We start from the raw sequence: 18506 nt of genomic DNA on the forward strand, positions 1-18506 counted from the left end.
ATGCGGCTCCTCCCTCTCCACGAACCGAAGTACCTCCGGTCCGCCGTACTCCTCGTACTGGATCGCCTTCACGGCTGTCACTTCCTTTCCTGTTTCCTGTGTCGTACGACGATGAACACCGGCCGCGTCCGTGGGTGCGCCTACTTGAGCAGGAGTTCTGCGTGCTCCTCCAGCCACTCCCGCAGGGTCCGCGGTTTGCGGCCGAGCATGCGCTCGACGAAGTCGTTGCGGGCCCAGACGACCTCGTTCGCCCGCTCGTACTCGAAGAAGTTCCAGACTTCGGTGAGCTTCGGACCGAACTGGGGGCCGTACTCCTTGGTGAAGGCCTCCAGGCTGCCGTCGTGCGTGATCTTCTCGCCGAAGACCTCACTCATGAGATCGGCGACATCGCTGTAGCGCAGCAGGTCATGTCCGTTGTTGAGGGTGTGGAACTGGCCGATGTGCCGGTGGTTGTCGGAGAGGAACAGACGTCCCGCGACTTCGGCTATCTCCCGTGGGTCGATCATGGGAATGAGGCGGTTGTGCCAGATGAGCTTGCGCTCGCGGACCAGGCCGCCCTTCATCCAGAGGAAGTTGTCCATGAAGGATGCGCCGAGGTTCATATAGGTGACCGGCAGATCGCTCTCGTCGAGGATCCTCTTCACACCGGGATGCTGCATGGGGAGCCCGAATTTCGCCTCCCGTACGGCCGGGGGCAGGCGCCGGTAGTTGGCCTCGGGCTGCAGACCGACCGTACGCAGAAGGTGAATCAGGCTGCCGTCCTTCTTGAGGGCGGTCACCAGGTTCGTCATGGCGGTCTGCTCGTCCATCTCGGGTGGACTGTTGACGAAGACGCCCTCGATCCCGTCCACCGCGGCCTCCAGCGAGGAGAGATCCAGGTAGTTCGCGGTAATCACTTCGGCGTTCGGGCGAGTGGCGCGGAGCCTTTCGATGCCTTCGGGCCTGCTGCTCACCAGGCGCAGCTTGATCTGCGGTGCCTCGCGGTGAAGAAAGTCCGCGAGCGGCCCGCCGATGTGCCCGGCGGCGCCGAAAATGAGAACGCTGCGCGGGATGGGCTTGTTGTTGTCGCTGCCTGTCATTGAGCCTCCCATGTGACTTGGTGTGGGTCGCACTGGTGCCTGACGCGGTCCGCTCGGGAGCGGTTGTCGGCTCACTGCGCGCCGGCACCGATTTCGGTGACGTGCAGATCGGTGTATTCCTCCAGGCCCCATGGCCCGTTCTCGACGCCGACGCCGCTCCACTTGACGCCGCCGAACGGTGCCTCCGGAGACGGCAGACCACCCCCGTTGATCTTGACTCGGCCAACTTCGAGGCGGACCGCGACGGCACGGGCCCGGTCCAGGTCGCTCGACCAGACCGAGCCGGCCAGGCCGTACATCGTCGCGTTGGCGCGCCGGACGGCCTCGTCGACGTCCTTGTAGGCGATGACGGGAAGGGCGGGGCCGAACTGCTCCTCGTCGACGATCCGGACGCCGTCCTCGACGTCGCCGATGATCGTCGGCTCGAAGAAGTACCCGTCACCCGCGATGCGGTGCCCGCCGGCCGCGATGGTCGCGCCCCCGGCCTTGGCGTCCTGGACCAGATCCTCCACGTGATCACGCTGGAAGTGCGTGGTCAACGGCCCCAGTTCGACATCGGGCTCGAGGCCGTGACCGACCCGGGCGGAGCGGGCGCGGTCGGCCAGCGCGTCAAGGAGCCTGCCGTACAGGCGCTCGGGAACATAGACGCGTTTGGTCGCCTCGCAGATCTGGCCCGAGTTGGCGAAGGCCGAGAAGAACAACGGCTCGACGATACGGTCGATATCGGCGTCGTCCAGGACGATGGCGGCGTCGTTCCCGCCGAGCTCGAGCGTGACGCGTTTGAGGTCCTCGGCGGCGGCGACGGCCACTGCCTTGCCTGTGGGGATCGAGCCGGTGAAGGCGATCTTGCGTGGGGTCGGGTGCGACACGAGCTGCTGGCCCAGGGGTTCGAGGCCGCTGACGATGTTGAGTACGCCCAGTGGCAGCGCGGCGGAGAACACCTGACCCAGCGCGAGGGTGGTGAGGGGTGTGTAGGGGGACGGCTTGAGGACCATGGTGGCGCCCGCGGCCAACGCGGGTGCGATCTTCCACATCGCGAGCAGGACCGGCGCGTTCCACGGGGTGATCGCCGCGACCACGCCGACCGGGCGGCGGGAGACCTCTATTGTCCGGTCCGGATAGGTGCGCACGGTCTTGGCGGGCAGTTCCAGGTCGGCGAAGTAGTCGAGCCAGTCGGCGGAGATCATGAGTTGTCCTACGGCTGCCTGGACCGGGGAGCCCTGCTCCTGTGTGAAGAGCGGGCCGAGCTCCGGGGCGGCCCGTCGCATGAGCTCGGCGGCCTCGTGCATGGCCTTGCGCCGCGTCTCGTGGTCGGACGCCCATGGCCGCAGGGCGCGTTGGGCGGATCCCATGGCGAGGTCGAGCTGGGCCGGCGAGCACTGCGGCGCCGCCCCCATGGGGGTGCCGGTGGCGGGGTCGATGACCTCGAACGTGCGGTCCCCGGTGACGGCCTCGCCGTTGATGGTCATCACTGATTCGGTCATGGTGTGCCCCTTTTCGTGGGTGGGGTCGGCTGCGTCAGTAGCCGGCCACCAGGTCCGTGTCGACGCCGATCCGACCGAAGTCGCCGGCACCACCGGGCGCTCCGACGGCGGCATCGCGACCCGGTAGCGGCTCGCTGAAGAAGCGGGCGTTGTCCGCGACGAAGGCGCGTTGGTCGCCGGTGAGGAGCCGGTCTAGGTCGATGGCCTCCTCGGGGCAGACCGACTTGCAGGCGCCGCAGTCGATGCACTCCGCCGGATTGATGTAGAGCTTTCGCTCGCCCTCGTAGATGCAGTCGACGGGACACTCGTCGACGCAGGACCTGTCCATGACGTCGATACAGGCGGGGCCGATCACATAAGTCATGTCGTCTCCTAGGCCGTACCGGCCGGTGTGTCCGTGGAGTGCCCCGGGAAGAGTGTTTCGTCGGGGTTGATGTGCACCGCCGCGTGGTTGACGGCGGTCGCCGCTTCGCCGAAACCGACGGCGAGCAGCCGTACTTTGCCGCCGTAGTCGGTGATGTCCCCCGCCGCGAACAGCCCTGGCACGCTGGTCCGCATGGTGTCCTGGACGCGTATGTAGCGGTTGTCGGTGAGTTCGAGTCCCCAGGTGCGCAGTGGCCCGAGGTTCGCCTTGAAACCGAGGGCGGCGACTACGGCGTCCGCGTTCCTCTCGGTCTGTGTGCCGTCCGAGCCGGTGATCGTGACCCTCTCGACGCGGTTGTTTCCGTGCACCTTCGTGACCTGGGCGTCGGTGATGACATCGACGGTCGAGTCCGCCAACTGGCCGACGGTGTGGGCGTGCGCGCGGAAGGCCGCGCGTCGGTGGACCAGGGTCACGCTGCGCGCGATCGATTCGAGGGCGAGGGCCCAGTCGCAGGCGCTGTCCCCGCCTCCGACCACGACGACGTGCTGATCGCGGTGTTGTTCTGGATCGGGTACGAAGTAGGAGACCCCGCGGCCGAGGAGATGCTGTCCGGCCTCCAGCGGGCGAGGCGTGAACGTGCCTATGCCGGCGGTGATGACGGCCGCACGTGTGTGGAAGGTCGTGCCGGCGTCCGTGCTCACGCGCAGGGTGCCGTCGGGCAGCCGGGTCAGCTCTGTCGCGCATTCGGCCAGCACGTAGGTGGGCTGGAAGCGGGCGGCCTGCTCGACGAGGTTCTTGACGAGCGTCCGGCCTCGCACCGACGGGAAGCCCGCGATGTCGTGGATCGGCTTCTCCGGGTAGAGGGCGGTGACCTGCCCTCCCGGTTCGGGCAAGGAGTCGACGATCGCGACGGTGAGGCCGCGGAAACCTGCGTAGTAGGCGGCGAACAGGCCCACCGGCCCGGCGCCGACGATGAGGAGATCACGTTCTATGGCTGTCACGGTGTGCCAGCCCTAGGGAATCAGGACGGGCTTGACGACTCGCCCGCTGTCGGAGGCCTCGGCGGCTTCATTGATCCTGTCCAGCGAGAAGCGCTGGATCAGCTTGTCGAAGGGGAACACGCCTGCCTGCCACCACTCGATCATCTGGGGGATGAAGACGTCGGGGACGGCGTCGCCTTCGAGGACTCCGGTCACCCGGCGCCCGAAGACGATCTGCTCGGCCGGAAGCCGCAGTTCCTCCCCCAGGGCCGCGAGAGCACAAGTGCCGCCCTGGGCCAGGGCGCTGACGGCGGTGGCGATCACCGCCGGCCTGCCGGTGGTGTCGAAGGCGCAGTCCACGCCGGAGGTGATCCGCCGGAGCTGGTCGGGCAGGTCGGGAGAGGCACCGTCGAGGGCGTGCGTCGCACCGACCTCCCGCGCCAACTCCCTGCGCTCCTCGACCAGATCGACCGCGATCACCGCGCCCGCCCCGCAGATCCGGGCGGCCATCACCGCGGCGAGCCCGACCGCGCCCGCGCCGAAGACCACGAACGACTGTCCTGGACGGACTTGGAGGACGTTGACGACCGCTCCCGCACCGGTCTGAAAGCCACAGCCCAGGGGGCCCAGGATCTCCAGCGGCAGCTCGGATGCGACCTTGACCACGTTGTTCTGGCTCGCCACGGAGTAGTCCGCGAAGGACGACTGCCCGAACCATGTGTGGTTCACCGGTCGGCCGCCGGTGTCGGTCAGCGTGGCGTGCTCACGGGACAGGGCGGGGCCGTTGTTGAGGTCGAACCAGGTGGCGCAATAGTACGGCCTGCCGCTTCGGCAGCTGCCGCATCCGCCGCAGCTGTCATAGCTCATGACGACCGGGTCTCCGACGGCGACCTTGCTGACCTGCGAGCCGACGGCGGCCACGATCCCGGAACCCTCGTGACCCAGCACGATCGGACGCATCGGTTCGCCGATGGGTCCCCGGAGCACCAGATCGGTGTGGCAGACGCCGACGCCGGCGATTCTCACCAGCACGTCGAGCGGGCCAAGTGGCGACAGCTCGAGCTTTTCCAGACTGAAGTCCTCGTTCGTGTCCCGGAGGATCGCGGCCTGGACCTGTGAGGGCAACTGAACCTGAGCAGACACCGTCGTCTCCCAACGTTTCGAGCCGGTTGAAATACCGTACTAGAATGTCGCTCTATTTTGGAAGTGTTGTCAGAGTCATGTTCTAGAGGATTGTTCTAGTCAGAAGGCTGGAGTCAGGGGAGCGGAAAAAGACAACGGCGGCCCAGCCCGGCCTGTGCGCACGGTGGTGCGCACAGTGAGGAGCTGGACCGCCGGTGAGAACGGCGACCGAAGGTCGGCTACTCGGCCTCGCCCATCTTGAGGATGAGTTCGGCGAAGTAGTCGATGACCGCGACGGCAGTGCGCCGGTTCTCGATGCTCATCAGGTGGTTCGCGGCACCGAAGAGCAGTCCGTACAGGGCGTATCCGGTGGCCTCGGGCAGCGGCGGATCACCAATGGTGATGCCGAGCGAGCCCCGCAGGAAGTTCGCCCGCTGTTCGCGCGCCCTCGCGGCCTCGGGGGCCGGCCCTTCGAGAAGGATCAGTACGCGATCGATGTCGCGGTTTCTCCAGGTGTCCAGGAGGTAGGCCTTGGCGCCCGCGACGTACAGCCGCAGCGGATCCGTCTCGCCGGCGGCCACCGCCTTCTTGGTGGCGCGTTCCGAGACGGCCCGGTGCCGGTCGAGCGATGAGTCGGCGAGTGCCCGGAAGACCTCTTTCTTACCGCCGAACTGGTGGTAGATGCTGCCGACGCTCACCCCGGACGTGGTGACGATGTCGTCGATGCTCGTGCCGTCGTAGCCCTTCTCGTTGAACAGCCGGCGAGCGGCGTCGAGTACGGCCTTCTTCGTCTCGGCCGATCGGCGCCACTCGGACTTTCGTTCCCCGCTTCCGGCGGCGGAACCGGCCGACGCGCGGGAAGCCGATGCATGGCTCACGATAGGGCCCCATCCTTCGCAATCACGTGGTCGACCCCTGTCACCTGGTCGAATCACTTCGGGTGAGTCTACTCCCGCGTGACACTCACACGATCGGGGAAGCGAGTGGCACGGCCTCAGGCGGTGACGAACAGGCCGTCGGAAAGGATCCGCTCCCCTCGTTGACTGTCCACGACGACGCGATGTTCGCGGCCCTCGCTCCACACCGAGACGACGAGGTCGTCGCCGGGGTAGGTCGGTGCCGAGAACCGGCCGCGGAAACTGCGGAAGGCGGCCGGGTCGCTGTCGGCGAGCTCGTTCAGCAGCAGGCGGCCCACGATCCCGTAGGCGCACAGGCCGTGCAGAATCGGCCGGGGGAATCCGGCCGCGCGGGCGTAGGCCGGGTCGGAGTGAAGTGGGTTGGTATCACCGGTCAGGCGGTAGAGCAGTGCCTGGTCGGGGCGTGTGGTGGCCCGCAGTGTGCGGTCCGGCTTGGACTCCGGTGCCGGGGCGGCGCCGCTCGGTCCCCGCTCGCCGCCCCAGCCGCCGTAGCCGCGGAAGAACAGGGACTGGCGGCAGGTGACGTACGGCTGACCGGTTTCGGCGTCGGAGGTCGTCACCTCGCTCTCGATCACGGCCGCCTTGCCCTTGTCCCAGACTCCACTGATCCGGCCCGAGGTGATCACCTGCGCCGACGCCGGCAGCTCGTGGTGCTGCTCGACCTGCTGGGTGCCGTGCAGCATCCGCGACAGGTCGACGTCGTCCAGTTGATCGATGAGGCCGCCGACACCGACCCGGCAGCCCTCGATGACGCCGAAGGTCGGCAGCACCCGCTGGGTGATCCCCTTGCTGTTCTCCGTGGTGAAGTGCAGCTCCCGGCCCGGGTCGTCCGCTCCCGCGCCCACGGCCACCGCGTAGAGGCGGGTGTCACGGCCGCTCCAGCTGCCCTGGAGTGCGGGCAGCTCGCGGCCGACGAGGTCGTCGTTGACGGGCATGGTCAGCTCGCCGGTGTCGGCTGGGGGATGCCGGGGATGAACCCGGGTTCGTAGTGGTCCGGCCAGCCGCGCAGCGCGGCGGCCACCGACTCGACGGTCCAGTCCTCGTCGGCGTGCGCGGACTCGGCCGGCGTCCAGGCCGTGTAGCGGTGGATCTGGCGCCCGAAGACGCCGTACACCTGGGAGTTGGAAGTGCATTCCGGGCTGAGGAGCCAGGCGACGAGGGGCGAGACATGGGCCGGTGCCATCGAGTCGTCCGAGCCCATGTGCTGACCGCTGCCGGGGCTGCCCATGGTCAGACGCGTCGCGGCCACCGGTGAGATGGCGTTGACCCGCACACCGTAGCGTTCGAGTTCGCGGGACGCGGAGATCGTCATGAGCGCGATGGCCGCCTTGGCGCCCCCGTAGTTGACCTGTCCGACGTTGCTGTGCAGTCCGGAGATCGCGGTCGTGGTGACCACGGAGGCGTTGACCTTCTCGCCCGCCTTGTGGCGTCCGCGCCAGTGCTCGGCGGCGTGCCTGAGCATGTAGAAGGTGCCGTACTGGTGGACCTTGATGATGTCGTCCCACTCGGCCTCGCTCATGTTGACGAGCATGCGGTCGCGCAGGAATCCCGCGTTGCACACGACGCCGTCGAGCCGGCCGTAGGTCGACACCGCGGTGCCGACGATCTCGGCGGCCGAGTCCCAGGCGGTCACCGAGTGCGAGTCGGCGACGGCCTCACCGCCCAGCGCGTGGATCTCGTCCACGACGTCGTGCGCGGGTCCGCGGCCGTCCTCGTCGAGGTCGTTCACGACCACCGACGCTCCTTCGCGCGCGAGCAGGAGTGCGTGTTCCCGGCCGAGCCCCCGCCCGGATCCGGTCACGACGATGACGCGGCCTGCCAAGCTGCTTGACATGCTTTTCCTTCCGTGGGCAATGATACGCCGATGGGTTTGGTGGTGTCCGGGGCTGCCGAGGCGCCGTCCGGCGGGGACGCTGCCGCTCACTCGGGGTGGAGCCGGACGGGCAGGTACTTGATGCCATGGAAGAAGTTGCTCTGGTTGAACACCGCCTCGCCGTCCAGGCGGTAGTCGGGGAACCGCTTGAGCAGCTCCTCGAACATCACGCGCAGTTGCAGACGGGCCAGCGGGGCACCGAGGCAGAAGTGCGGGCCGCCGCCACCGAAGGCGAGGTGTTCGGTAGGCTTGCGGTGGATGTCGAACCTGTCCGGGTCGGGGAAGACGCTCGGGTCACGGTTGGCGGCACTGTAGTACATGACGACCCAGTCGCCCTTGGCGATGCGCTTGCCGCCGACCACCGTGTCCTGTGTCGCGGTCCTGCGGAAGTGCGACACCACGGTCCCCCAGCGGAGCATCTCCTCGACAGCGTCCTTGATGAGCCTGGGATCCTCGATCAACTCACGGCGCTGGTCGGGGTGTTCGGCCAGCGCGCGGACGCCCGCGGTGGTGGTGTTGCGGGTCGTCTCGTTGCCCGCGGTGGCGAGGATGAAGAACGACTCCCGCTGCTGCTGCCAGCTGAGCCGTTCCCCTTCGATCTCGGCACCCATCAGCTTGGACACCAGGTCCTCGGTGGGCGAGTCGGCCCTCAGCTGCTGCATGCGTTCCAGGTAGGCGAACATGTCGGCCACCGCCGCCTTGGCCTTCGCCGAGTGTGCGGTGCCCCTCTCGAAGTCGATGGTCAGGTCGTCGAGATCGGAGACCGCGTCGGTCCACTCCGTCAGAAGGTGCTGGTCGCTGCGGGGGACACCGAGAATGTCACCGATGACGCGGATCGGCACCTTCGCCGACACCTCGTGCACGAAGTTGAACGTGTCACGACGTCCGGCCACCTCGTCCAGCACGGCGATGGTGCTTTCCCGGATGTACGGCTCGGAGTCGCGGATCAGCTTCGCGGTGAAGGCCGCGCTCACGAGCTTCCGCATCCACCCGTGATACGGATCGTCGGCGGCGAGCATCGCGAACGTGTCGAATTCGCCGGTGGGCATGTCGAGCGTGGCCTCGGATATGCCTTGTGCCGAGGAGAACAGCTCCGGGTGGCGCGAGACATGGACGATGTCGCTGTGCCGTGTCAGCATCCAGAACGAGTGGTTGGCGAAGGGGTTGGCCGGGTCGGCCTCGTACCAGTGCACCGGGTCGTGCTCACGCAGGTAATGCAGTGCCGGATGCGGGTCGGTGGTCCAGAGGCTGATGTCGTTGAGGTCGATCTCGCTGACATCGGAGTACTGGGTCGTGGTCATCGGACGGTCTCCTCGGCTCGGCGCGTCGCGTAGGCGCGGAGGTTGACGTTCGGATCGGCCAGCAGCTCGCGATCGATGCCGTCGGCGCGTGCGCTGGATGAACTCAGGAGCCGGCGCGCCGCCATGTGGTCGGCGGGCGCGTCGATCGATTCGGCGGCGACGAGATTTCCGTCGCGCAGGTGGAACGCGGTGAACGGGCCGGCGTCCGGATCGCCGCGGGTGACGATCTCGTCGGCCGCACCGACCAGCCCGGCGATGGTGAGGCGCCGGCCGGCCTGCTCGCTCCAGAACCAGGGCACCGCCGCATACCTCCGCGCCGGTGCGCCGGCGAGCCAGGCACCGATCACGCGCCCTTGATCGGCCGCGTTCTGGACGGATTCGAGCCGCATCGTCACATGGGCGGCCACATCGATGACGCGGGCGCAGTCGCCCGCCGCGGCGACACACGGATCGCTGGTCAGCAGGTCCGGTCCGACGATGATCCCGTCGGACGTCGGCAGTCCCGCGCACTCCGCCAGCGACACGTTCGGCCGCACTCCGACGGCGACAACCACCAAGTCCGCGTGCAGCGACCGGCCGTCGGTGGTCACCAGCCCACCGACGCGGCCATCGCCTCGGGTCTGCCAAGCGCGCACCGAGTCGTTCAGCCGGATGCGCACGCCGTCCCGCGCATGGGCACGTTCCAGGGCATTGGCCACTGTGCTCGACACGCCTCGGCCCAGCACGCGGTCCCCCGCCTCGAGCACGGTGACCTGTTTGCCCAACGCCCGCATCGTCGAGGCGACTTCGAGCCCCAGGAATCCGGCGCCCACGACGACCACATGGACCGCGTCGGCTGCCAGGCTCCGCAACCGGCTCGCGTCCCCCAGGTGCCGCAGCGTCATGACGCCCGAGGGCGACGCGGGGATCCCAAGTTCACGCGGGCTGGCGCCTGTTGCCAGCAGCAGACGGTCGTAGGGCACTCGTTCACCATCGGCCAGCACCACTTCGCCGACCGTCCGGTCGATCGCGGTCACCGGCACTCCGGTGCGGACGTCCACGGCGGCGTCCGTGTAGAAGCGCGGTGGGCGCAGCGCCAGCCTCTGGTCTTCCACGCCGTCGCGCAGGTGTTCCTTGGACAGGGGCGGCCGCTGGTAAGGCGCATGGGGTTCACCGCCCAGCACGACCAGCCGGCCGTCATATCCGTGCTCTCGGGCCGAAGCCGCGGCCTGGATGCCGGCCTGGCCGGCACCAACGATGACAACGGTCTCCATCAAGCCGTGCCTTCCCATCGCCGGGCCGTGTGACGTCCGCCCGTCCTCGTGTCGCATCCAGCAGTTTCAGAATTGAATACTAGAACGTCACTCTAGTCAACCAGTCGACTCACAGCGGATTAGGGCGTCCTGCCGCGGTGCCGTGCGCCGAGCCGACCCAGGTCATGTCGGCTCGGCGCACGGCAACCGGCGCGAGGGTCAGCGCGGAAGCACCCGAATCGCCTGGGACGGGCAGATCCGCGCCGCGTACTCGGCCGACTCGCGATGCTCTTCGGTCGGCGCCTGGTCCTTGACCGTGACGACGCCGTACTCGTCGTGGTCGAACAGCGCCGGCGCCACCGCCGAGCACTGGTGGGCCGCAATGCACTGATCAGCGTCGACTTCGACGCGGTAGCTGTTCATCGGGCTCCCGCACACTTCGATCGCACGCAGGACACCCCCTTCCTCTACGACTGGACAGTCCGCGGTATTAGAGGGCTGTTCTACTATCCCGGTGACCGTACCAGGTCAGACGCGTGCCGCCCACCTGTTGACTGCCCCACTCCCCCATGCCAATATCAGAGCGCGATTCTAGAAGCTGGGTTCCGTACACGCGGCCCGCCGTCGCGTTCGCCGATCGCCCAGGCTCCCCAGTCGACCCACGGTCACCACGGAGGACGCCCCATGCAGCCGCTCCAAGGACTCCGCATTCTCGACCTCACCGCCGGCCTGGCCGGTCGCCTCGCCAGCGGCCTGCTGGCGGAATTCGGCGCCGACGTCGTCCGGTTCGAGGCGCCGGGCGCCGATACCGTGCCGGTCCCCGAGTACGTCTTCGCCGACCATGCCAAGACCATCAGGCACCACCCGCCTGCCGGTGCCGTGTCCGCCGACGAACTCACCCGCGCCGACGTCCTGTTCGTCGATCATCCGGACCATGTACCGGCCGACACCCCCGACCGGCTGATCGTGGCTGTCACACCGCCCTGTACAGCCGACCGGACACCGTGGGCGGGCGGTCGGGAATCGGCGGAACTGCTCCATGCGTACTTCGGGTTCGCCGCCGTCCAGGCCTCGTATTCCGGCAGACCGGTCGACCATGTCTACCCGTACATCACCGTCGTCCAGGGCGTGTGGGCGGCCACCTGTGTGACGGCCGCACTCCTCGAACGCGAGTCCTCCGGACAGGGCCAGACCGTGGAGGTCAACGGTGTCCACGCCGCGAACGTCTTCATCGGCTTCCTGTACGCGCGGGAGGAGGGCGCGCCGGAGTCCTCACGCGCGATCGGCCCGGGCGGACTCAACCCGCTCTACACGCGCTACCAGGCCGCGGACGGCCGGTGGGTGTTCGTCGGTGCCCTGGGCCCCAAGTTCGCCCGGGCCGCGCTGGAGGCGACCGGATCGCTACACCTCCTGGACGATCCCCGTGTCGGCGGACGACTCGACGCACTGTGGAACCCCGGCAACCACGTGTGGGTGCGCGAGCACTTCGTGAAGTACTTCGCGTCGAAACCGGCCGACGACTGGATCGCCGCCCTCGAAGCCGCGGACATCCCCTGCACCATCGTGCAGAGCCGCGAAGAGTGGTTCTCAGGGCCCCAGTTGGAGGCCATCGGCATGGTCCGGGAGATCGTCCACCCGCTGTTCGGCCGCGTGCGGATGCCGGGTGTGCCGATCGCCTCGGTCAGCGAGCGCCACACCGATGCCGCGGCGCCGGCCACATCACGGGGGCGCGGTCCGCTCGACGGCACACGCATCACATCACTCGGTACGTTCGTCGCAGGCCCCTACGCGGCTGGGCTCCTGGCCGAGTTGGGCGCCGACGTCGTCAAAGTGGAACCGCCGGACGGCGATCCCTGGCGGATGACCGGCTTCGTCTACAACCGCGGCACCCGAAGCCTCGCCGTCGACCTGACCACGGCAGCCGGCCGCACCGCGTTCGACGACATCGTGCGCGGCAGCGACGTCGTACTGAACAACTTCCGGCTCGGAGTCATGGAGCGTCTCGGACTCGGCTTCGACCGGTTGGCCTCACTGAACCCGCGCACGATCAGCGTCGGCGTGACCGCCTACGGCGAGAGCGGGCCGCTGGCCGCACGGCCGGGCTACGACACGGTCCTGCAGGCAGCGGCCGGAATCATGACCGCGCAGGGCGGCTCCGGCGAACCGGTGGTGCTGTCGCTGCCGGTCAACGACCACACGACCGCCGTGGTCGGAGCGCTCACCGCGGTCCTCGGACTGCTCGACCGGGCCCGCTTCGGCACCGTCCGCCAGCTGTCGACATCCCTGGCGGCGACGTCCGCCTTCCTGCAGTTGGGCGCGCTGACCGACTACGCCGGCCGGCCCGCACCCGTCAGCGGCGGCGAGGACTTCACCGGCCCGAGCGTCACCGACCGCATCCATCCGACCAGTGACGGGTTCGTACGCGTCCAGGCCGATCCCGATGCCGTCGACGTCGACCCGGCGACCCTCGTCTCTTCCCTGGCCGGCCTGACGACCGACGAGGCGATCGACTGGTGCGCGAACCACCGCATAGCGGCGGTCAGGGTGCGCGCCTCGGATGAGGTGTGCGCGGATGCCTACCTGCACGAGCACGGTCTGATGCAACGCGCCGTCAGCGCCTCGGGGAAGGCCTACACCCAGCCCGGACCGTTCGCCGCGTTCTCCCGCACCCGCCAGTATCCCCACCCCGACGCACCCGGACTGGGCGAGCACACACGGCAGTTGCTCACCGAGACCGGCCGCAGCCCCGAACAGATCGATGCACTGGCGAACGACGGAGTCGTCGTCACCGGAGGCCCGCTCGATCTCGAGTTCAGCCCTCTCTACCGCTAACCCGACCCAGAGGACACCATGCCCAAGGCCCAGCCTCAACCCACGCCCGAGACCCAGCCTTTCTGGGACGCCGCCGCCCGCGGCGAACTGCGCATCCAGCGCTGTGTCACCACCGGAGAGGTCTTCTTCTATCCGCGGCCCTGCTCGCCCTACGCCTTCGACGGAGAGGTGGAGTGGGTCACCGTGTCCGGCGACGCCACGCTGTACTCGTACAACATCAATCACCGTCCGGCACGGGGCTTCGAGGACGACGCACCCTATGCGATCGCCGTCGTGGAACTCGCCGAAGGGCCCCGGATGATGACCAACATCGTCGGCATCGAGAACACACCCGAGAACCTGATCCTCGACATGCCGCTCAAAGTGCAATTCCAGGAGCGGGACGGCATCGTCGTCCCGGTCTTCGCACCCGCGGAGGTGGCCGCGTGAAGCCGGGGTCGATCGCGATCGCGGGCGCCGCGGAGACCGACCGCCTCGGTGTCCTGCCGGACCATTCCGCGCTCCACCTCAACATCGAGGCGGCGCGCAACGCCCTGCACGACGCCGGGCTGACGCCCGGGGACATCGACGGCGTCGCCAGCGCCGGCTTCGCGGCCACCGAGGTCGCCGACGCGCTCGGCATCCGTACGCGCTGGGTCGACACCACCCAGGTCGGCGGATGCTCCTACTTCCTGCACGTGCGCCACGCGGCAGCCGCCATCACCGCGGGGATGGCCTCGGCCGTGCTCATCACGCACGGCGAGTCCGGACGCTCCCGTGTCGGGGAACCGCCGCTGGTCTTCCCGGCCAGCAGCGGGATGGGACAGTTCGAAATGCCGTACGGGACCGCCGGCTTCGTCACGATGTTCACCGTGCCGGCGCTGCGGTTCATGAAGGAGTTCGGCGTCACCCACGAACAGCTGGCCGGCATCGCGGTGGCCCAGCGGAAGTGGGCGCAGCCCAACGAGCGGGCGTTCCGCCGCGATCCCCTCACCGTCGAGGACGTCCTCGCCTCGAAGATGATCGCGTACCCCTTCCACCAGCCCGAGTGCTGCGTGGTGACGGACGGCGGCGGAGCCCTCGTCGTGACCTCCGCCGAGCGAGCCGCCGATCTGCCGTCCCGGCCGGTGTACATCCTCGGCACCGGAGAGAGCTCGGCGCACACGCTCGTGTCGCAGATGGAGGACTTCACGTCGTCCCGGGCCTTCCGCGACTCGAGCGCCGACGCCTTCCGCGAGGCCGGGGTCGGGCCGGAGGACATCGACCACCTGATGATCTACGACGCGTTCGCCCATGTTCCCCTCTACGGGCTGCAGGACCTCGGCTTCGTCAAGCCCGGCGAGGCCGCCGCGTTCGTCGCGGAGGGCAACACCGAACCGGGCGGCCGCCTGCCCATGAACACCAACGGCGGCGGCCTGTCGTACACGCACACCGGCATGTACGGGATGTTCGCCATCCAGGAAGCGGTACGGCAGGTGCGGGGCACCGCCGCCGTGCCCGTCCCCGACGTCGAGCTGAGCTTCGCCCAGGGCGTCGGCGGCATGTTCTCCAACGCGGGGTCACTGGTTCTGGCGCGCAGCCGTCCCTGACGCGGGACGCCCCCATGACGCGGTGCCGGTCGCTTTGGACCGGCACCGCGTCATCGTGTGCGGAGACGCGAACTCGCCAGGTCCTGAGACAGGAGGGCGACTTCGTGACTCCTGTGTCAGGGCCTGGCAAACCCGGTTCAGCTCATCCCGGCGCGGGAGGCTCGGTCACTGCCTCGGTCTCGGCGGTACGGGCAGGAGGGATCGCGGCGGACCTGCGTGCTCCCGGAAGGAGGGTCGCCGCAAGAAGCCCGACGACGGCGACCCAGAACGCGATGAGGAACAGGTTGTTGTACGCGTCCTGGGCGACATGGGCCGCGACGCCTTCTCCCGTGACGCTGCCCACCTGGGCCACCAGCACGGCGCCGAAGACGGCGACGCCCGCCGCCGCGGCGAACTGGCCGGTGAGATTGACGATGGCGCTGCCCTGAGCGACGTACCGCTGAGGAAGGCTGTTCATCGAAGCGACATTGACGGGCATGTTGGCGAGTCCGATGCCGCAGCCCTGAAGCACGAGGATGACGGCGATCCGAAGGGACGAGGTGTCGGCTCGGAGGTTCGCGAGCATCCACATGCTGGCGACGACCGCGACAAGTCCCCAGACGACCGGCGTTCTTGAGCCCACACGGTCCGTCAGCCAACCGCCGAGAGGGCCGGTCACCGCGACACCCAGCGCCGCCGGCGCGAGAAGCAGCCCGACGTGCTGCGCGTCGAAGCCGCGGACCGTCTGCAACTCCACGGCCAGGAAGTTGAGACGCGCGTACTGCGCCACGTTGATGAACGCGGTCACCACCATCGTGAGATCGAAGATCCGGTTGCGGAACATCCGAAAGTCGATGATCGGGTCGCTGACTCTGAGCGACCGCACGACGAGCCACGGTGAGAGCCCGGTCACCGCTGCAACGGCTGCCCAGAGAACCGGGGATCGGGCGCCGAGTTCGGGAGCCTGGCGGATCGCGAACACGGCGAGGACCGCGATCCCGGAGGCCAGGGACCAGCCGAGCGCGTCGAACCTGCGCAGGCTGCGATAGCCGGACTTCGGCAGCGCGAGGGCGAGGAGTGACGCCAGAATCGCCAGTACGACGAAGACCACGAAGATCGATCGCCACCCGAAGGCCGTGACCAGCCAGCCGCCCAGGGCGGGCCCCATGGCCGGGGCACCCGCGATGCCGATGCCCCAGACCCCCATCGCCATGCCTCGCCTGCTCGCCGGAAAAGCTTCCAGGACGATCGTCATTCCGACGGGAAGCAATGCTCCACCACCCGCGCCCTGGACGAATCGGCCACCGACCAGGAACGGCATGCTGGGTGCCACCGTGCACAAGACAGCGCCGGCACCGAAGACGGCGACGCAGGCCAGGTAAGTGGTCCGACGGCCGAAACGGTCGGCCACCCATCCCGTGGCCGGCAGTGCGAAGACGACGCCGACGAGGTACGCCGTCGCGACCCAGTCGACGTCGAGGGACCCGCCGTTGCCACCCAGGTGCGCCGCGATGTCCGGCAACGCCACGCTGATGACGGTGATGTTGAGAATCGCGCAGTAGGCACCGACGAGGACGATCCACAGCGTCACCCAGGCCGACCTGGCGACGCGGACTGGACTGAGTGCGCGGACTGGAATCGGTTCGGACAAAGGACGTTCCCCTTCTCGAAGCGGGCGGCGTCGTTCGTCGCACCAGGCAGCGGGGCGTATCTCAGGGGGAGGCGCCGCACGGGCGGCTCTCAGCCGCACGCCTCCGCCTCACCCAACCCTGCCTAGAATGAGATACTAGAATATTGCTCCAACATTGGCTACAACACCTTGCTTGAGGGAGTTACCCGGCAGCAATCGAGCGCAATGGGCGCAGAGCCTCGGTGACCCGGACGAGTTCGTCGAGCATCGCCGTTGCGGCGCCGGTCATCACGTCGTTCGGTACCAGGCCCTCTTCTTCGTCGATGAGCTGGTGCACGAAGGGGATCGACACCGACTCGACCACCGGCGTCATCTTGAGGGCGGTCACGACCTGCTTGATCATCTGTGCTGCCCGGGTGCCCGCGGAGACGCCGCCGTAGCTGACCAGGCCGACCGGCTTGTACTGCCACTCGCGGTGCAGGTAATCGATGGCGTTCTTCAACTCGGCGTTGTAGCCGAAGTTGTACTCCGGCATCACGAACACGAAGGCGTCCGCCTCCGCGACCTTGGCGCTCCAGTCGCGGGTGTGCTGGTGGGTGTACTTGCCCAGGCGCGGGTGGTGTGGCTCGTTCATGAACGGCAGGTCCACCTCGGCCAGGTCCACCAGCTCGATCTCCTCGAATCCGCTGTGTTCCTTGGCGTGGCTTTCGAACCACTCACCGATGGTGGGGCCTATCCGTCCCGGCCGCGTGCTCGCGACGATGATCTTCAGCTTGGCCACGGGTAGTTCTCCGCTCCTTCGATATCAGGTATGGGGGGCGCACAGGGGGTGAGGTGTCGGAGGACCGTTCCCCTGCCGAGGAAAGGCGCGACGCTCCGTACACCCCTGACGGGGCGTCGCGCCTTGACACAGCGACGGTTCAGAGGACTTCGGGGAAGGCCTGATCCATTTCCAGCAGGCTGAGTGCGTACTCCTCGCGGTTCATGAGGACGTTGTTCAGTCCGTGGCGGCTGGCGACCTCGATGTCGCGCCACACCCGCTGCAGCGGGTTCGACAGCGCGAAGCTGCGGGTGCCACCGATGTCGAGGAGCATGTCGACGGCGTTGCGGAAGTTGCGGGTCGCATGGGCCGCGTCACCGCGCAGCGCGGCCCGCTCGCTGACATCGAGGACTCGGCCCTCGTAGGCCGCGCTGTCGATGGCGTCCGCCGCCCGCAGCAGGTGGAAGCGGCCCGTGTCGATCGTCGCTCGCGCGTCCGCCAGCGCGAGGCGGTAGCTGGGAGCCTCACGGATGTCGCCGTACGCGCCTGTGATCGGTCGGCCGGACTTCATCATGTCCAAGGTGAAATCCCAGGCCGCTTCGGCCAGTCCCATGATCGGTCCCACGATGGCCAGGCAGGCGAGGGTGCCGATGGGTGTGCGGTAGACGGGCTCGTCCGGGAGCCAGGTCGCGAACTTGCGCCCGTAGAAGGTCTCGTAGTCGAGCGTGAAGTCGCTCGACACGAACACGTCGTTCGCGATGTAGGTGTTGCTCCCTGTTCCGGCCATGCCCGCGACGAACCAGGTGTCCTCGATCTTCAGATCGTCCGCGGACAGGAGGGCGTAGCGGATCTCACGCACCTGCCCGGCATCGTCCAGCACTCGGAAGGCGGTCAGCGTCCACTGCGCCTGGTGGCTGCCGGAGGCGAACGGCCACTTGCCGGAGAGCCGGTAGCCGCCCTCCACCTCGGTCGCCGTGGGATTGGGCGTGAACTGGCTGATCGCCACGGTGTGAGGATCGGTGTAGACGGCGGCCCGCACGTGGTCGGGGAACAGTCCGAAGGCCAGCGCCGTGGTGTTCGCGATGAAGGCGACCCATCCGGTGGAGCCGTCACCACGGGCGAGTTCGGCGGTGACCTCGACCAGGGTGCGAACGCCTCCGCCGGATCCGCCGGACGCACGCGGAGTGCAGGCCTGGAAGAGGCCGGCGGAGCGCACCGCGTCCGTCACCTCATCCGTCAGGCGGCGATCACGCTCGGTGCGGTCCGCGTTCGACCGCAGGAGGGGGATCAGCTCGCGCGCCGTGAGCACCAGCTTCTCGCGTGTGGCCGTCGCGTCGGCTGCCGCCTCCGCGGCGCTGGCAGCGTTGATCGTCATGGTGTGTGCT

17 protein-coding genes are annotated in these 18506 nt (G+C 68.3%); 3 read left to right on the forward strand and 14 right to left on the reverse strand.

Annotated features, from left to right (window positions below; all coding sequences use genetic code 11):
* Positions 1-140: 140 nt before the first annotated feature.
* From ABZ453_RS45810 to ABZ453_RS45860, 11 genes are all read right to left on the reverse strand, one after another.
* Positions 141-1079: an NAD(P)H-binding protein gene (locus ABZ453_RS45810; protein WP_359025215.1), complete on the reverse strand. Its 939-nt coding sequence runs from the start codon at positions 1077-1079 to the stop codon at positions 141-143.
* A gap of 71 nt (positions 1080-1150) precedes the next feature.
* A complete protein-coding gene (locus tag ABZ453_RS45815; RefSeq protein ID WP_359025217.1) occupies positions 1151-2563 on the reverse strand; it encodes an aldehyde dehydrogenase family protein in 1413 nt (470 codons plus the stop codon).
* Between the two features lie 34 nt (positions 2564-2597).
* Positions 2598-2927, reverse strand: a complete 330-nt coding sequence (fdxA, locus tag ABZ453_RS45820; RefSeq protein WP_359025219.1) for a ferredoxin — start codon at positions 2925-2927, stop codon at positions 2598-2600.
* 8 nt (positions 2928-2935) lie between these two features.
* Positions 2936-3928 (reverse strand): NAD(P)/FAD-dependent oxidoreductase, encoded by a 993-nt coding sequence (locus tag ABZ453_RS45825; RefSeq protein WP_359025221.1) that lies wholly within the window; start codon positions 3926-3928, stop codon positions 2936-2938.
* A gap of 12 nt (positions 3929-3940) precedes the next feature.
* Entirely contained in the window at positions 3941-5050 is a 1110-nt protein-coding gene (locus ABZ453_RS45830; RefSeq protein ID WP_359025223.1) for an NAD(P)-dependent alcohol dehydrogenase, read from the reverse strand.
* Positions 5051-5268: 218 nt separating this feature from the next.
* A complete protein-coding gene (locus ABZ453_RS45835; protein ID WP_359025225.1) occupies positions 5269-5907 on the reverse strand; it encodes a TetR/AcrR family transcriptional regulator in 639 nt (212 codons plus the stop codon).
* 116 nt (positions 5908-6023) lie between these two features.
* Positions 6024-6881 (reverse strand): MaoC/PaaZ C-terminal domain-containing protein, encoded by an 858-nt coding sequence (locus ABZ453_RS45840; RefSeq protein WP_359025227.1) that lies wholly within the window; start codon positions 6879-6881, stop codon positions 6024-6026.
* A 2-nt stretch (positions 6882-6883) separates the two neighbouring features.
* Positions 6884-7780 carry an SDR family NAD(P)-dependent oxidoreductase gene (locus ABZ453_RS45845; protein ID WP_359025229.1) on the reverse strand — a complete coding sequence of 299 codons (897 nt, stop codon included), beginning with the start codon at positions 7778-7780 and terminating at the stop codon, positions 6884-6886.
* Between the two features lie 86 nt (positions 7781-7866).
* Positions 7867-9120, reverse strand: coding sequence for a cytochrome P450 (locus ABZ453_RS45850; protein WP_359025231.1), 1254 nt, complete (start codon positions 9118-9120; stop codon positions 7867-7869).
* Positions 9117-10373 (reverse strand): FAD-dependent oxidoreductase, encoded by a 1257-nt coding sequence (locus ABZ453_RS45855; protein ID WP_359025233.1) that lies wholly within the window; start codon positions 10371-10373, stop codon positions 9117-9119. Before ABZ453_RS45855 ends, ABZ453_RS45850 begins: the two co-directional genes overlap by 4 nt.
* Positions 10374-10571: 198 nt before the next feature.
* Positions 10572-10775: a ferredoxin gene (locus ABZ453_RS45860; RefSeq protein ID WP_359025235.1), complete on the reverse strand. Its 204-nt coding sequence runs from the start codon at positions 10773-10775 to the stop codon at positions 10572-10574.
* A gap of 261 nt (positions 10776-11036) precedes the next feature.
* On the opposite strand from ABZ453_RS45860, the gene ABZ453_RS45865 reads away from it, so the two are divergent.
* Genes ABZ453_RS45865 through ABZ453_RS45875 form a run of 3 tightly spaced genes read left to right on the forward strand, consistent with a single transcriptional unit; the run spans position 11037 to position 14752 of the window.
* Positions 11037-13184, forward strand: a complete 2148-nt coding sequence (locus ABZ453_RS45865; protein ID WP_359025237.1) for a CoA transferase — start codon at positions 11037-11039, stop codon at positions 13182-13184.
* Between the two features lie 18 nt (positions 13185-13202).
* On the forward strand, positions 13203-13613 hold the full coding sequence (locus ABZ453_RS45870; protein ID WP_359025240.1) for an OB-fold domain-containing protein: 411 nt from the start codon (positions 13203-13205) through the stop codon (positions 13611-13613).
* Positions 13610-14752, forward strand: a complete 1143-nt coding sequence (locus ABZ453_RS45875) for a thiolase (RefSeq protein WP_359025242.1) — start codon at positions 13610-13612, stop codon at positions 14750-14752. The genes ABZ453_RS45870 and ABZ453_RS45875 overlap by 4 nt, the downstream gene beginning before the upstream one ends.
* 142 nt (positions 14753-14894) lie before the next feature.
* Here the strand turns inward: ABZ453_RS45875 and ABZ453_RS45880 are convergent, their stop codons facing one another.
* From ABZ453_RS45880 to ABZ453_RS45890, 3 genes are all read right to left on the reverse strand, one after another.
* Entirely contained in the window at positions 14895-16322 is a 1428-nt protein-coding gene (locus ABZ453_RS45880; protein ID WP_359025244.1) for a DHA2 family efflux MFS transporter permease subunit, read from the reverse strand.
* Positions 16323-16563: 241 nt separating this feature from the next.
* Positions 16564-17142, reverse strand: a complete 579-nt coding sequence (locus ABZ453_RS45885; protein WP_359025246.1) for an NAD(P)H-dependent oxidoreductase — start codon at positions 17140-17142, stop codon at positions 16564-16566.
* Positions 17143-17281: 139 nt separating this feature from the next.
* Positions 17282-18496 carry an acyl-CoA dehydrogenase family protein gene (locus ABZ453_RS45890; RefSeq protein WP_359025248.1) on the reverse strand — a complete coding sequence of 405 codons (1215 nt, stop codon included), beginning with the start codon at positions 18494-18496 and terminating at the stop codon, positions 17282-17284.
* Positions 18497-18506: the final 10 nt, after the last annotated feature.

The sequence above is a fragment of the Streptomyces sp. NPDC005799 genome, from assembly GCF_040630525.1.
GTDB lineage: Bacteria > Actinomycetota > Actinomycetes > Streptomycetales > Streptomycetaceae > Streptomyces > Streptomyces griseorubiginosus_B.